This is a genomic window from Enterococcus sp. DIV0236, assembly GCF_050558525.1.
GTDB lineage: Bacteria > Bacillota > Bacilli > Lactobacillales > Enterococcaceae > Enterococcus > Enterococcus faecalis.
In genome coordinates this window covers 2699425-2714548 of record NZ_CP187891.1, presented here as the reverse complement: position 1 = coordinate 2714548, position 15124 = coordinate 2699425, and the positions used below count along the sequence as shown (strand labels likewise).

16 protein-coding genes are annotated in these 15124 nt (G+C 40.1%); 12 read left to right on the top strand and 4 right to left on the bottom strand.

Annotation, left to right across the window (positions count from 1 at the left end; translation table 11 throughout):
* Window positions 1-45 precede the first annotated feature (45 nt).
* The 9 genes from IGK27_RS12955 to folP all read left to right on the top strand — a co-directional run bounded on the left by IGK27_RS12955 (window position 46) and on the right by folP (window position 6674).
* Window positions 46-711, top strand: coding sequence for a hypothetical protein (locus IGK27_RS12955; RefSeq protein WP_002354729.1), 666 nt, complete (start codon window positions 46-48; stop codon window positions 709-711).
* Entirely contained in the window at window positions 689-1828 is a 1140-nt protein-coding gene (locus tag IGK27_RS12950; protein ID WP_002370166.1) for a helix-turn-helix domain-containing protein, read from the top strand. Before IGK27_RS12955 ends, IGK27_RS12950 begins: the two co-directional genes overlap by 23 nt.
* Before the next feature lie 22 nt (window positions 1829-1850).
* Window positions 1851-2249 (top strand): hypothetical protein, encoded by a 399-nt coding sequence (locus tag IGK27_RS12945; RefSeq protein WP_002354731.1) that lies wholly within the window; start codon window positions 1851-1853, stop codon window positions 2247-2249.
* An 85-nt stretch (window positions 2250-2334) separates the two neighbouring features.
* Window positions 2335-3684: a glutathione-disulfide reductase gene (gor, locus tag IGK27_RS12940; protein WP_002354732.1), complete on the top strand. Its 1350-nt coding sequence runs from the start codon at window positions 2335-2337 to the stop codon at window positions 3682-3684.
* A gap of 197 nt (window positions 3685-3881) precedes the next feature.
* Window positions 3882-4244 carry a dihydroneopterin aldolase gene (gene folB / locus IGK27_RS12935; RefSeq protein WP_002354733.1) on the top strand — a complete coding sequence of 121 codons (363 nt, stop codon included), beginning with the start codon at window positions 3882-3884 and terminating at the stop codon, window positions 4242-4244.
* Entirely contained in the window at window positions 4245-4730 is a 486-nt protein-coding gene (gene folK / locus IGK27_RS12930) for a 2-amino-4-hydroxy-6-hydroxymethyldihydropteridine diphosphokinase (protein ID WP_002360921.1), read from the top strand.
* Window positions 4724-5293, top strand: a complete 570-nt coding sequence (folE, locus tag IGK27_RS12925; RefSeq protein WP_002399300.1) for a GTP cyclohydrolase I FolE — start codon at window positions 4724-4726, stop codon at window positions 5291-5293. Before folK ends, folE begins: the two co-directional genes overlap by 7 nt.
* 3 nt (window positions 5294-5296) lie before the next feature.
* Window positions 5297-5890, top strand: a complete 594-nt coding sequence (locus tag IGK27_RS12920) for a non-canonical purine NTP pyrophosphatase (RefSeq protein WP_033626510.1) — start codon at window positions 5297-5299, stop codon at window positions 5888-5890.
* The gene (gene folP, locus IGK27_RS12915; RefSeq protein WP_002401758.1) at window positions 5883-6674 is read left to right on the top strand and encodes a dihydropteroate synthase; all 792 of its coding nucleotides are present in this window, start codon (window positions 5883-5885) and stop codon (window positions 6672-6674) included. Before IGK27_RS12920 ends, folP begins: the two co-directional genes overlap by 8 nt.
* 542 nt (window positions 6675-7216) lie before the next feature.
* Here the strand turns inward: folP and IGK27_RS12910 are convergent.
* From IGK27_RS12910 to IGK27_RS12895, 4 genes are all read right to left on the bottom strand, one after another.
* Complete coding sequence (locus tag IGK27_RS12910; RefSeq protein ID WP_002360926.1) at window positions 7217-8203, bottom strand: polyprenyl synthetase family protein; 987 nt, start codon at window positions 8201-8203, stop codon at window positions 7217-7219.
* Between the two features lie 37 nt (window positions 8204-8240).
* Complete coding sequence (locus tag IGK27_RS12905) at window positions 8241-8798, bottom strand: Gx transporter family protein (RefSeq protein WP_002354743.1); 558 nt, start codon at window positions 8796-8798, stop codon at window positions 8241-8243.
* An 11-nt stretch (window positions 8799-8809) separates the two neighbouring features.
* Entirely contained in the window at window positions 8810-9232 is a 423-nt protein-coding gene (locus IGK27_RS12900) for a NusG domain II-containing protein (RefSeq protein ID WP_002358956.1), read from the bottom strand.
* Between the two features lie 303 nt (window positions 9233-9535).
* Window positions 9536-11482, bottom strand: coding sequence for an NAD(P)/FAD-dependent oxidoreductase (locus IGK27_RS12895; protein ID WP_002354747.1), 1947 nt, complete (start codon window positions 11480-11482; stop codon window positions 9536-9538).
* A 277-nt stretch (window positions 11483-11759) separates the two neighbouring features.
* Here IGK27_RS12895 and pplA point away from each other — a divergent pair, with 277 nt between their 5' ends.
* The 3 genes from pplA to menA all read left to right on the top strand — a co-directional run bounded on the left by pplA (window position 11760) and on the right by menA (window position 14972).
* Window positions 11760-12689, top strand: a complete 930-nt coding sequence (pplA, locus tag IGK27_RS12890) for an extracellular electron transfer flavoprotein PplA (protein WP_002394620.1) — start codon at window positions 11760-11762, stop codon at window positions 12687-12689.
* Window positions 12690-12943: 254 nt separating this feature from the next.
* The gene (locus tag IGK27_RS12885; protein WP_002354751.1) at window positions 12944-14011 is read left to right on the top strand and encodes an FAD:protein FMN transferase; all 1068 of its coding nucleotides are present in this window, start codon (window positions 12944-12946) and stop codon (window positions 14009-14011) included.
* A gap of 13 nt (window positions 14012-14024) precedes the next feature.
* Entirely contained in the window at window positions 14025-14972 is a 948-nt protein-coding gene (menA, locus tag IGK27_RS12880; RefSeq protein WP_010830747.1) for a 1,4-dihydroxy-2-naphthoate polyprenyltransferase, read from the top strand.
* Window positions 14973-15124: the final 152 nt, after the last annotated feature.

Genomic DNA, 15124 nt, shown 5'->3' with positions numbered 1-15124 from the left:
AACATGGTATGTTGTTGGGGTGTTATGAAAAAAGGAGAGAAAATAATGAGTATTTTAAAAGAACATTTAAAAAGAAATTGTGATGCACGAATGGTTGGTGTTTTATCGTTAAGCATAAGAGAAGCATATCGCTACTTAATGGAGCTAACAGAAAGAGAATCTATTTTTCAACGAGCAGAAATGAAAAAAGTTTGGGGACACGTTCGGCATGGATTGGTTGATGTTGGTTTAAAACAAGTGTTAACTTCATCAGCAATCCCACATGAAATAGCTGACAAAGCTAGTAGTCGATATGTCAATGGTCATACGTACTTAATGATTGAAACCAAAGGCGCAATTTTAACGCCAGCGAAAGTTTTATCAGAAGCTTCAGTTCCTAAAAAGGCATTATTTAGAAATCGTGGGAGCTTATTAAATAAGCAGTATAATTTATTTGACAAACCAGAAGATTTAAATGAGTATTATGATGCCAATCAACCGCCATTCTTATTACTAACTTATGGCGGATCGAATCATCAATTACGTTTTGTTCGATTAGGGTTACCAGATATTGGAGTTGGTCGTTGGATTGACCAAATTGATATTACGCAGGCACCAGTTCTTTTAAAAAATCCAGAGGAAGTTCGTAAGGACCTACATTTGACTTTTACGTCAACCGCTGACGAACTGATAAGGAGAGGACTAGAAAATGAACGAGAGGTTGATTTTTAATCCAAAGCAATTAACTTCGGCTCGCATTGCACGAGGATTAACAATGAAAGAATTAGCCGAGAAAGCAGAGCTATCTAGGCAAATGATTTCGAATTACGAATCGGGAAAAACAATTCCTAAAGCAGATAGCATATTAAAACTAATTTCTGTTTTACAATTTCCCCGTAGTTTCTTTTCAGCAGATACATTTGAATTGTATTCAGGCGCAACTTTTTTTAGAAGCCGAAGTGCGGCAACGAAGAAAGTAAGAGATATGCAAAAAGAGCGGTTAAAATATGTGCAAGAAGTGTATAAAGTATTAGCAACATATGTGAACTTTCCCAAAGTTTGTTTACCAGAATTAATTGAAAAGAGTATTTATGAAATCACAGAAGAAGAAATTGTGAAAAAGGCTGAGGAATTACGGAAAATTTGGGGCTTAGACTTGATTTCGCCAGTCCCTAATCTCATTCAGTTGGCTGAACAAAATGGTGTGATTATTTCAGAAGCCAACATGTCCAATCCAACACTAGATGCGGTTTCGCGTTGGATGATTGGTCGGCCGTTTATTATGCTCACAGATAATCATGAATCTGCTGTCCGTCGTCGTTTTAACGTGGCGCATGAACTAGGACATATTTTATTACACAACGGTGTTGAAAGTATTCATGAGTATTCGCAAACAGAATTAAAGAACATTATTGAGTATCAAGCAAATCTATTTGCTGCGCATTTTCTCCTTCCTTCAGCGGCTTTTTCTGATTCGCTCTTGTCTATTTCGTTAGAATACTATATTGATTTGAAAAAGTATTGGAAAGTTTCTCTTCAATCAATGATTCAAAAAACATACACATTAGCGTTAATTAATGATGATCAACGTCTCTATTTAAATAAAAGAATTGCTAAAAATAAATGGAAAACGAAAGAGCCTTACGATGAACAACTGACTATCGAACAGCCAGAAGTTTTCCAAAAAGTTTATCACATGATTTTAGAGCACCAAGTCATTCCTGCAAGTCAACTAAATCAAGCTTTTAAATTACCTAAAGAAGAAATAGAAAAGATATTAGGAACAGCTATTCAAACGGAGCAGGACAAAACAGAAATTGTTCTTGAATTATTACGTTCTAACGAGTAATCAAAAAGAAGGAGGAATAACTATGGCTAAATTATTCGCCTACCAAATTGGTCAAAACCCTCGTATTCAAACGGACCTTTTGGTAGATCCTCAGCTGTTTGAAGATGAGCATGGCTGTATGGGTGCAGTGGGCTTCGGGTTAGCAGATTGTGTTCAAACCGGAATGTTTACAGATATTGAAGTGATAAAACGGTATCTTCACGAAGCAACCTACGTTTTTATTAATGGTGACTTTGACCGACTAAGTTATTTAGAAATTGGGATTGCACTTTCCTTAGGCAAAACACTTTACGTCATTACAATGAACCCAAACGTAACGAAAGAAGATTTAGGAATTCCCTTCGACAATGCTACGATTGAATTCCTTTCCCCCAGTGCTTTTACGGAACGAATCCATAAAACAGAAGCAGCAGAAAACTAAACAAAAGTAAGTAATACGACTGTCTTTTTTTGCTATTTTTTGCGATAATAAGGGAGAAAGTTCAAATTGAAAGGGAGCAGAATAAATGAAAACCTATGATTATATTGTTATTGGTGGCGGTAGTGGCGGGATTGCTTCTGCTAACCGCGCAGGAATGCACGGAGCCAACGTCCTTTTAATTGAGGGCAACGAAATTGGTGGGACCTGTGTCAACGTTGGTTGTGTGCCTAAAAAAGTCATGTGGCAAGCCAGCAGCATGATGGAAATGATGGAAAGAGACACAGCAGGCTACGGGTTTGATGTTGAAATCAAAAATTTTAGCTTTAAACAATTAGTTGAAAATCGTGAAAAATATATTGACTTCTTACATGGTGCGTATAATCGTGGTTTAGACAGTAACAACATTGAACGTATCCATGGTTACGCTACGTTTACTGGGGAGCAAACAATTGAAGTCAATGGGACAGAATATACGGCGCCGCACATTCTAATTGCGACAGGTGGTCGTCCGAAAAAACTAGGTATTCCAGGAGAAGAATATGCCTTAGATTCAAACGGCTTCTTTGCATTAGAAGAAATGCCAAAACGTGTGGTCTTTGTCGGTGCGGGTTACATCGCAGCCGAATTAGCAGGAACCTTACATGGCTTAGGCGCAGAAACACATTGGGCCTTCCGTCATGAACGACCATTACGAAGCTTTGATGACATGCTTTCTGAAAAAGTCGTAGAACGCTATCAAGAAATGGGCATGCAAATTCATCCGAATGCAACACCAGCTAAAATTGAAAAAACGGCGCAGAATGAGTACGTTATTACATTTGAAAATGGTGAATCAATCACGACAGATGCCGTGATTTTCGGGACAGGCCGTCAGCCGAACACGGATCAATTAGGCTTAGAAAATACGAAAGTAGCACTTGATGAAAAAGGCTACGTCAAAGTAGATAAATTCCAAAATACCACGCAAAATGGCATCTACGCAGTCGGCGATGTCATTGGTAAAATCGACTTAACGCCAGTCGCGATTGCCGCTGGTCGGCGCCTGTCTGAACGCTTATTTAACGGACAAACCGATTTATATTTGGATTATAACTTGGTACCAACGGTGGTCTTTACCCATCCACCAGTTGCGACAATTGGTTTGACGGAAAAAGCAGCGCTTGAAGAATATGGTGAAGACCAAGTGAAAATCTATCGCTCTAGCTTTACGCCAATGTATTTCGCTTTAGGAGAATACCGTCAAAAATGCGACATGAAATTAATCTGTGTCGGCAAAGAAGAAAAAATTGTCGGTTTGCATGGCATCGGCATCGGTGTTGACGAAATGCTACAAGGCTTTGCAGTCGCTATTAAAATGGGCGCGACCAAAGCTGATTTTGATAATACTGTTGCGATTCATCCAACAGGATCAGAAGAATTTGTAACAATGCGATAAAAGGCGAATAAACCCCAAAAAAGAGCGTTGCATCAGCAACGCTCTTTTTTGAATACACGAGTTATATTATTTGATTCGTAAAAAGTAATTTTTTATATCATACCAATAACCACTTTTCCATCTTTTAACTACTGACTTTTCCAAGAAATATGCTATGATTAAAAAAATCAGCAAAACAGAGGGTAGGGAGTTAGAGGATGGATAAAATTAGAATTAACAACTTGAAATTTTTCACAAAAAATGGTGTTTTGGCAGAAGAAAAACGTCTAGGACAGCAAGTAGAAATCGACCTTGAAATGCAGTTGTCGCTAGCCGAAGCAGGGCGAACAGATGATGTCACTCAAACTGTCAATTATGCCGAAGTGAATGAATTGATTGCCCAACGAGTAAACAATCACTCGTACGATTTAATCGAAGGGTTAGCGAGTGCTATTTTAGATGATATTTCCGCAGATTATCAAGAACAATTGAACAAAATTATCATTAAAATTAGAAAATATAGTGTGCCGATGCCCGGCCTTTTTGACAATATTGAAATTGAAATGGAGCGAGAAGTATAGATGATTGGCTATGTAGCATTAGGTAGTAACGTCGGCGATCCATACGCAAATTTAGTGAAAGCCCGCAATTATTTAAACGAAGACCCGAAGATTCAGGTCGTGGCTTCTTCAAAACTTTATGAAACGGATCCTTACGGCTATACAGACCAAGATGATTTTTTGAACGCCGTATTGAAAATTGATACTAGCTATACCGCTGAAGAGTTATTGGCTGTTACCCAAGGGATTGAGCAAGCAATGAAACGTAAAAAATTAATTCACTGGGGTCCGCGGATTATTGATATTGATATTTTATTATTAGGGGAGCAGTCAGTCACGTTGCCCCACTTACAAGTTCCTCATCAAGAATTAACAAAACGGTCATTTGTTTTGATTCCCTTAAGTGATGTTTACGCAGAGGAACAACTATTGGGCGCGCCAATAGCTACGTGGATTCAGCGCAGTGGCAATCAAGAAGAAGTGCGAGTAAGCGAAAAGGAATGGTAGAGATGGAGCAGGAAAAACAAGCGCAAATTGAGCAGGCAGTTATCACAATCTTAGAAGCAGTGGGGGAAGATACTCAACGGGCAGGACTCATTGATACACCCAAACGCGTAGCTAAAATGTATGCAGAAGTTTTTAGTGGATTAACCGAACCTGAATTTGATGATTATAAATTATTTGATAGCTTAAATGAAGGCGAAATGGTTTTAGTAAAAGATATTGCCTTTTATTCAATGTGTGAACACCATTTATTGCCATTTTATGGAAAAGTACATGTCGCTTATCTGCCAGAAGGTGGCAAAGTATTGGGACTAAGCAAGTTACCAAGATTAGTAGAACATTGTGCCAAACGTCCCACAGTTCAAGAAGATTTAACAGTGACAATTGCCCGCAAACTCCAAGAAAATATTCCCGTCAAAGGCATTGCAGTAGCCATTGAAGCGGAACATATGTGTATGACGATGCGCGGCGTGAAAACACCACAAAGTAGCACCAAAACATTTCAATTTACCGGACTATTTAAAGAACAAGAGTGGAAAAATCAATTTTTAATGGAGATACGTTAGAAAATGGAAATCATTGTTGGCACGAATAACCAAGGTAAGTTAAAAGAAATGCAATCAGGACTTAAGGACCCCGCTATTCAACTTGTCTCTTATCGAAAGTATACAACCAGTCAAGAACAACCTGCAGAAACTGGCACTACGTGTGCTGAAAATGCTTATCTAAAAGCTCGCTTTTTCCAACAATTAATTGGCCGCCCAGTGTTAGGTGATGATGGCGGCTTAACGTTAACTTCTTTTCCTGATTTATTAGGTATTCATACAAGCCGCTTTTTCCATTCAGCCAATCCGGAAGAACAGAACCGCGAACTGTTGCACTTATTTGAAGGGCAACAGTCGACCCGAGAGTTAACCTTATCAGCCACGTTGGTCTATGTACTCGACGACGACAAACTGTTGCAAACGGAAGCCACTTTGACTGGTGAATTAGTTGAACCGCGCGGTACAGGTGGTTATGGCTTTGATCCGATTATTTATTTACCAGATCGAGGCAAAACCTTAGCGGAGTTGTCCACGAGTGAACGAATGAAGATAAGTCCTAGAATGCGGGCTTTACGAAAGATGATTCAGCAGATAAAGGAGCAATGTGACAATGATTGATTTAAAAAAGAATTACCAAATTATGGGGATTGTCAACACGACCCCCGACTCTTTTTCTGATGGCGGTAGCTACACAACGGTCGACGTGGCCTATCAACATGCGCTTCATCTACTAGAAGCGGGGGCCGATATTTTAGACATTGGCGGCCAATCCACACGTCCTGGCTACGAAGAAGTTTCTCCACAAGTTGAGGCAGACCGAGTATTACCGTTAATTAAAAAAATACGTGAGACTTCTCTAGCGCCGATTTCTGTGGATACCTACTATCCCGAAGTAGCAGAAGCCGCGATCCAAGCTGGCGCCACAATGATTAATGACATCAAAGGATTAGACACTCCGGGGATGGTAGAAGTCCTCGCACAATATCCTGAAGTCCAAGTTGTGATTATGCATTCCAGAAAACACCAATCCCTTTCTTTAAAAGAAGAGTTACACCAATTTTATACAGAAAAAATTGAACAATGCCAAAAATATGGGCTTTCCTTAGAAAAAATTTGTTTCGATCCAGGGATTGGCTTTCATAAAACTGTCGCAGAAAACCTTCAACTGTTAAAAGATCCTAACGCCTTTCGCTACCAAGATTATCCGTTACTGTACGGCGTTTCTCGCAAACGAACTATTGGCGCTTTAACGAACGAACCAGAACCAGCCAACCGTGATTTTGGCTCAGCCGCTGCTTCCTTGTATGCAGCACAACAAGGCGTAGAAATTTTACGTGTTCATAATGTCCAAGGCTTAAAACAAACATTTGATGTCTGGCGAGCATTGTCGGAGAAGGAGTAAGGGCGGAGCAATAGACTAAACAGACCGACCATCAAAAAAGATGGTCGGTCTGGTTAGTCTAAAAAATTTTAGTTGGCTAAATCGTTTTATCCCAGTAAACGGTGCGCGATTTTTATTACAAAAGAAAGCGGCTGTTGAATAATCAGGAAAGAAAGCGTATTCTAGGAAGGTGCAAATGTGTTATACTACACAAGTAGGAAGTTTATGACGGTGGCAATTTCTCAAAAAAAGGGGGACTGCCAATGTTTTTGCTTGTTTGCTCTTTCCCTAGAAAGGAATAGTAGTGACTGTCTTTGAAGCATTGATGCTTGCGATTGCTTTCGCAACATTAATTGTCAAAATCAGTAATAAAAACAACAAAAAATAAACCCGTCATAACCTTTAGCGAAGATTGACGGGTTTATTTCCGTATTAAAATCAAGCTACCGTCTTAAACGGTCTACCCGAGAGCGTATGTCTAGTACGCTCTCTTCGTGTTTATTATACCAAGGTATCACCTAAAAAGCTAGCCGCTAAATCCTCAATAGGATCCAGCGGCTTTTTTAATTTTCTCTTGTCAAAATCGTTTGTGTAATTTCATACAATTGTTCTTTCGCTTGGGCCTTTGTTTCAGGAAGTTTGCTGATTTCTTTCAGCGCTTTTTCTGTGTAATGAGTGGCTAATTGTTGGGCCTTTTCTACGCCACCTAGTTCATGGACAAGACGATAAATTTCCTGTGTTTCTTCATCGGTCAAGGCTTCTTTTTTCATTAAAAGTGGCAACAAGACTTCACGATTGGCTTCAAGTGCATAAATCAAGGGCAAAGAATACACGCCTTGACGTACGTCTTCTAAGACGGGTTTGCCGATAGCATCGGCAGTTTGCGTATAGTCCAAAATATCATCAATAATTTGAAAAGCCAGTCCGATATTTTCGCCGATTTCACCACAACGTTTGGCAAAACGTTGGGAGGTGCCACTTTCATAGGCACCGACAAAACAACTTAGCGCAAATAGTTCCGCAGTTTTCCCGGAAATATTTTTTAAATATTGGTCAATCGTTACCTCGAAATTATAGCGATTGTCCATTTGACCAAGCTCACCAGTCAGGACTTTTTCCATACTACGCGAATTTAATTGAATGCTTTTTAATGAAGAAGAATAATCAGATAAGAGCTTGAAACAGCAAACAAAAAGATAATCGCCTGTATACACGGCTGTGCTATTGCCAAAGTGCGAACGCAGGGTTGGCAAGCCACGACGCGTATCGGCTTCGTCGACAATATCGTCGTGAACTAACGTGGCGGTATGCAGTAATTCAATGGAAGCCGCTAACGCTGTCGCCTTTTTAGGGTCCCGCTGTTCACCAAAATAAGAGAACAACAGTTGGTAGGCTGGACGTAGCAATTTGCCGCCAGAATGAATCATGTCATGGACAGCAGCTTGAATCTCTTGATTATCGATTTGAACCGCTTGTTCCATCAAGCGAAGAGTAGTTGTTAATTCTTTTGATAACGTAGGATAGGTATTCCACATAGGATGTATATTCATAAGATGACTCCTTTAATTGTGGCGGACAGGTTTTCAATTAGAAAAATTGACTCCACTTATGTTTCGTTGTTTGTTCATAATTCAGTTGGAATTTTCGTAACGTCTGGACATGTTGTAGTAAATAATTAGCGGCAATCCCAATGGCAATCCCCGAAAGTAACCCAAACAGAGATAAAAATGGTAAGTACAGCATCGGCGCCCACGAATGAGCAAAGAAAGAGGTCGTTAGCAACTGACCAACGTTGTGTAAGAAACCACCAACGGCACTAATCCCGATAATGCTGACCCGTTTTGGCCCCAGCTGCTTGACAAGCAACATGCCGAAATAACTTAATAAGGCACCACTGGCACTATAGAAAAAGGTCGAAAGTGTGCCGCCCAGTAATGTCGTTAAAATCAAACGTAAACAGACCAGGAAAAAACTATCACGCTTACGCATGGTGAAAATCGCAATAATGGTAATTAAATTTGCTAGACCGAGCTTTGCCCCAGGAGCAAATGCGAAAGGGTAAGGAATCATATTTTCGATTAAACCAATAATGACCCCTTGGGCAACGAGCATAGCAATATAAATATTCTTGTGTAATTTGCTCATAGTTGTCGTGCTTAATAAATTAAGCTACCGTCTTCACTCCCATCAGAAGCTTCCACGGTGATAAACAAATTGTGGGGTAGACAGGCAATCGGGGTTTCACCAGGTTTTGAAATCCAGCCTCGTCGAACATCCACTAAGTCAGCACAGTTGGCTTCCTTCACGCGGATACGATCACCATCTACTTCAATCAGGTTGTAATCACCGTCTTTTGCTTCGTATTTATATGTATAATGCGGGCCGTCCTTTTTTAAGTCAAAGACTTTGATTACTTTGTTGTCTACTTTCAAGACTGCTTGATACGTAGCCGCTTCTTGACCACGGTTTTGCATGGCAAAAACAACAAGGGGCAGAAAAGAACCAAGAACTAAAACAGCAATAATAATAACGTCCCATGTTTTCAAGCGACTTTTCTTAATGAATTCTTTGATCGTCATTTTCTTCTCTCTCCTTTGGTGTTTTTTTCTTGTCTATCATAACACAGTGAACGAGCTTGGAACAAAAATTATTTTGAATTTTTGTTCCAAGCTCAAAAACTGATAAACGGCGGGAACAGAACCAACTCCTTCGGAAATAAACGATTCTGTCCCGACCTCAGTTGAGCCACCATATTATATAAAAGAAAATATGTGGGACAAAAGTCATGCTTGACTGCTGTCCCACATACTAAATCCTATGATAGTCAGCTGGAGACATGTGTCTCAGCTTTTGCTCGTAGTTGTCAATCGATTATCGATTGCTTACTTACCGCCGTATCTAGCTTTCGGGGTACCATACCACGCTTTACCAAGTTTGCGTTGAATCCATGGAATTACCCAGCGGTCTAAACCGACAGCACGGCCTGAACCGTTCATCAAAGCAAAAGCGACAAAGATAAACCAGATATTTACCCAATAGAACATGCCAGATAAACAGAAGGCAATTGTTAAACCAATTGTAGCAGCACTTGATAACCAAGTGAATAAACCAGCAATCAATGCTAAAGCAATACATACTTCAACGATTGTCATGAATTTTTGCATGAACAAAGCAACTTCTTGGTTTGGCATCATAAATTTCATTACGCTTTCGAACCATTTAGGCATGTGATCAAACACTTGCATTGGTGTTTCGCCGTAAGCGTAGCTTAAACCAAAGTGCGCTGCTTGTGTTGCCGCATCGGCACCACCGCTTGCCGCCGCATCCGCCGCACCACTTGCAGCAGTTGTTGCTGTTTCAGTTGCTTGAGAAGCACCTGTTGTTACTTGTTCTTGTAACCAAGGGAATGGGAAAACGACTTTATCTGTGAACCAAGAACCATCACCAAACCAAGTGCTTGGTTTCAAGTAATCGCCGTTGCCGACAATTTTCTTCATTGATTCGACTAACCAAACCATACCATAGAAGACACGTAGCGGAACACTCCACAAGACATTGCCGTAACGAGACGTATGTCCGCGAGCAACAGAACGATCATCTTTAATATGGAAGATTTCGTGCATAATGTATTGGAACATGTAGTAACCAGAACGAATATCAAAGAAGTATTTCAAGTTAACGATATGTTTCATAATGATGGCTAAGAAACCACTCAAATGAATTTTATCGAATAAGTTGGCAACGCCCCATTTCGCGCCGATGGAAACCATGAATCCTTGGTAGTTTCCTTTAAAGGCGTGTTTTTCGCCACCTTTAATATCTGCAACGATGTTGGCAGCCGCAGTATGACCTGTTTGTTCAGCTGCTTGAACGATTTGAGGAGTTGGTGTATTTGGTGTTTCTTCGTAATAAACCAAGTCACCAATGATATAAATGTTTTTGTCTTCGTAACCTTTTGCTTGCATGTATTCATTCGCAACTAAACGACTACCACGGGCTGCTTCTAAACCAAAGTCAGCGGCATCAGAAGTTGCTTTCACACCAGCTGTCCAGATTAACGTATGCGTTGGTACTTCAGAACCATCTTTTAATTTAATGTGATCTGCTGCAACTTCAACGATTGGTGAGTTCAATAATAATTGAACATTTTTCTTTTCTAGATAACGTTCTGCTTTGGCAGCATCGTTACGAGATAACATGTTTAAGATGGTTGGCATTGCTTCAACAACCATTAATGTAATTTCGTCTGGATCAATTTTGGCATCTTTCGCTAAACGATCTTTCCAGTCGATTAATTCGCCGACCATTTCGATCCCAGTAAAACCAGAACCACAGACAACGAATGTTAACATTGCTTTGCGTACTTCAGCATCTGGTTCGATGGCTGCTTTAGCAACGGTTGCTTCAATGTGATGACGAATTTTCACTGCATCATCAAATGACCATAAGGTGAAACCATTTTCTTTCACGCCTGGTGTTCCAAAGTCGTTTGGTTCGCCACCCATACCCAGAATTAACTGGTCAAATGGATAAGAACCTGCTAAAGTTTTCACAACTTTGTTTTCTTTGTCGATCCCAGTAACAGTATCTGTTACCAATTTTACGTTTTTCTTGCGTGAGAACAAACGTTGTAAGTCGTATTGAATTGCTTCTGGTTCAACACGTCCGCCTGCTACTTCATGCAATTCGGTCATCATAGTGTGGTAAGAATGGCGATCAATCAATGTGATTGTTACGTCCGTATCTTTTTTAAATTTCTTTGCTAGAAATTTAGTAGCTGAAACGCCAGCATACCCAGCACCTACAACGACAATATTTTGCTTTGTCATTGACAATCCGCTCCTTAATATTGTAAGTAGTAAAATAGTGATAATGATTAATAAGTACACAATCGACTAACATTATATAAGTATTTCACGAATTTGTCTAATATAAATTTTAATTGTCAACAAATTTACTCCAACGATGAGTTTTTGATGAAAAAAAGACCGAAATGTAAATATTTTTAGGGGATGGTCTTGACAACGTTTTTAAAACCATTATAATGTGTAATGTATCACAAACTTTTGATGTTTGTGAAAATCATGAAAGAAAAGGTGACTATCAATGAAAGTGAATAAATTTGTTAAAGGTTTTGCGGCAATTGCATTATCAAGTTTAGTCTTAGCAGCATGTGGTGCAGACAAGAAAGACAACACAACGAACTCTTCTAGCGCAGCATCTTCAGAAACGAAAAAATCAACTGAATCATCAGCACCAGCGAAAAAAGTTGCCGGTGGCGATTTAAAAGATGGTACGTATAAATTAGAAGAAAAAAATGAAAAAAATGGTTACCGTGCAGTCTTTGAAATGACTGTAAAAGACGGCAAAATCACTGAATCTAAATATGACAACATCAATGCTGACGGCAAATCTAAAACAGAAGACACTAAGTATGAAGAAAGCATGAAAGCAAAATCTGGTGTTGGACCAAAAGAATACATCAAACAATTAAACGATTCTTTTGTTAAAGCACAAAGCGCAAGCGGTGTGGAAGTAGTAACTGGTGCGACTCATTCATCTGAATCATTCCAAAACTACGCACAACAATTAATCCAAGCAGCACAAGCTGGTAACACAGACACAATCGAAATCGACAATGGCGCAGCATTGAAAGATGGTACGTACTCATTGAAAGAAAAAAATGACTCAAACGGCTACCACACAACATTCTCAATGACTGTGAAAGATGGTAAAGTGACTGAATCTAACTACGATAACGTGAACGCTGACGGCAAATCTAAAAAAGATGACACTGAATACGAAAGCAAAATGAAAGACGTTGCTGGCGTTGGACCAAAAGAATATATCGAAACATTAAACAAAGAATTTGTTAAAGCAATGGGCGAAGAAGACGGCTCACCTGCAGGTGTTGAAGTGGTAACTGGTGCAACACACAGCACACATTCATTCATCAACTACGCACAACAATTAGTGAACGCTGCTGAAAAAGGCGACACAACTGAAATCGTTGTTGACAACATCGTAACAAAATAAGTAATAATAAATGAATCGTGAAGTAGTTCCTGAAATGCTTTTCAGCAATTACTTGACACCATTGAGGGGTTGGGAAAAAGTCGGTTGGCTGACTTTCCCGCCCCTTTTTCTTCGCTAGTTCTGTCCATCATTTCACAAATTTTTTCACAGAAATTTGTGAATTTCCAAGAGAAAGACTTTTCATTTTTTCCAAAAAAGGCTACTATGCAAGAGAACTTATTTTTTAATTAAAGAAGGAAAGAAGAGGGAATCCTATGAAAAAGAAACTTCTGCTCATGGTGAGTGTTCTAGCAGTGCTGTTTGTGGCAGCTGCTTGTTCCTCAAAACCAGAAGCGAAAATTAATACAGAACCATACTCTGACCGTCAAACAATGCTTGGTACCTACGTTCAAATTCGCATCTACGATGATGGCAAAGAAGACGTCTTACCGAAAGCCTTTGCCCGCGTCAAAGAACTAGGCGATAAAATCACGGTCAACCAACCAGGTTCAGAAATTGATGAAATCAACCAAGAAGCAGGCGTAAAACCAGTCAAAGTCTCAGATGACCTGTATCCTTTGTTGAAAAAAGCCTATGAATACAGCAAAGACTCCCGCGGCGGCTTCGACATGGCAATTGGCCCAATCACTTCTATGTGGCACATTGGCTTCGATGATGCCCGCAAACCAAGCCAAGCCGAAATTGATCAAGCCTTGAAACTCGTTGATTACACGAAAGTCAAATTCAACGACAAAGAGCAAACCGTTTACCTTGAAGAAAAAGGCATGCAATTGGATTTAGGCGCAATTGCCAAAGGCTTCATCACCGACGAAGTCGTGAAAGTCCTCAAAGACAACGGCGTTACCACCGCTATCGTCGATTTAGGCGGAAATGTTTACGTCTTAGGACACAGCCCACGTGGCAAAGACATGGATTGGACAGTCGGCATTCAAGATCCGAATAAAGCCCGCAACACAGTCTTAGGTCAAGTCAAAGAAAGCAACAAAACCTTAGTCACATCAGGAATTTATGAACGCTACTTAAAAGTCGATGGCAAAACATACCACCATCTCTTTGATCGTGAAACTGGCTATCCGTTTGATAACGACATCGCAGGTGTCACCATTATCACCGACAAATCCATCGATGGTGATGGTCTCTCAACAGCCGTCTTCTCAATGGGCGTCAAAAAAGGACTAGAATATGTCGAAAGTCTGAAAGGAACCGATGCCATTTTCGTCACAAAAGACGACAAAGTCTACATCAGCAAAGATATCGAAGGCAACTTTGAAATCGGCAAAGACTCTGGCTATACGATGGGGAATCGGGCCGATTTGAAATAAGGAGCGACTAAAAATGTCTTTAAATGTGTTTTTAAAAGTAGTGGAAATTCAGACGAAGCTTGCCAGTCTCTTTCCCTTCATTATCGGGGTCTTGTTTTCAATGACCTATTTCGGGGAAGTTCAGTGGGGCAACACGCTGGTTTTCTTCATTGGCATGGTGGTCTTTGATATGGCCACCACCGCCATTAACAATTACATGGACTTCAAAAAAGCCAAATCTGACGTCTATAAATATGAAGAAAATATTATCGGACAATCAGGCGTTTCACCACAACTGGTCCGCAACATGATTTTCGCCATGATTGCCTTCACTGCCGTTGTGGGTGCTTACTTAACGGTTCAAACAGGCTGGCTCTTCCTCGTATTAGGCGGGATTTGCTGCTTCATCGGTATTTTCTACACGTATGGACCGATTCCGTTATCCCGCATGCCCTTGGGGGAAATTTTCAGTGGCTTCACGATGGGCTTAGGCATCTTCGTCTTAACGGTTTACTTGAACGTCGTTACTAAGCCGCCGTTTTACTTAACGGTTGATTTCGCCAGTGGCGCCTTTCGCTTAGACGGCAATCTCTGGGCGGTGCTTGCGATTGTCGTGGCGTCCTTGCCCTTGGTCTGTTCGATTGCTAACATCATGCTCGCCAACAATTTACGGGACTTAGACACTGATATTGAGAACCACCGTTATACATTAGTCTATTATATCGGGCGCCCAGCAGGGATTGTGCTGTTTCAAGTGTTAGCACTAGCTGGTTATCTGGTGATTTTATTCGGCTTCATTAGTGGTATTTATCAATGGCCAGTGTTAATTACATTTGCCACTTTGCCTGTCATTTGGAAAAATATTCAAACGTTTAAACAAGAATTGCCGCAGCCGAAAAGTTTCCGTCATTCCATTAAGAACTTAATGGTTTTCAATGGCACCTATGCCTTAGGGCTATTAATTAGTGCGTTGCTTGGCTAGATTCTTAAAAAAGTAGAGAAAATACGAAAAAAATACTGTTTTTTTTCAAGCGACTTCTTCAAAAGTGTTACACAAAGCTCAAAAAGTTAGTATCAATTACTAACTTTTTGAGCTTTTCTCGTTAAATTGCTAGAAACCTTAAACTTTTGTCG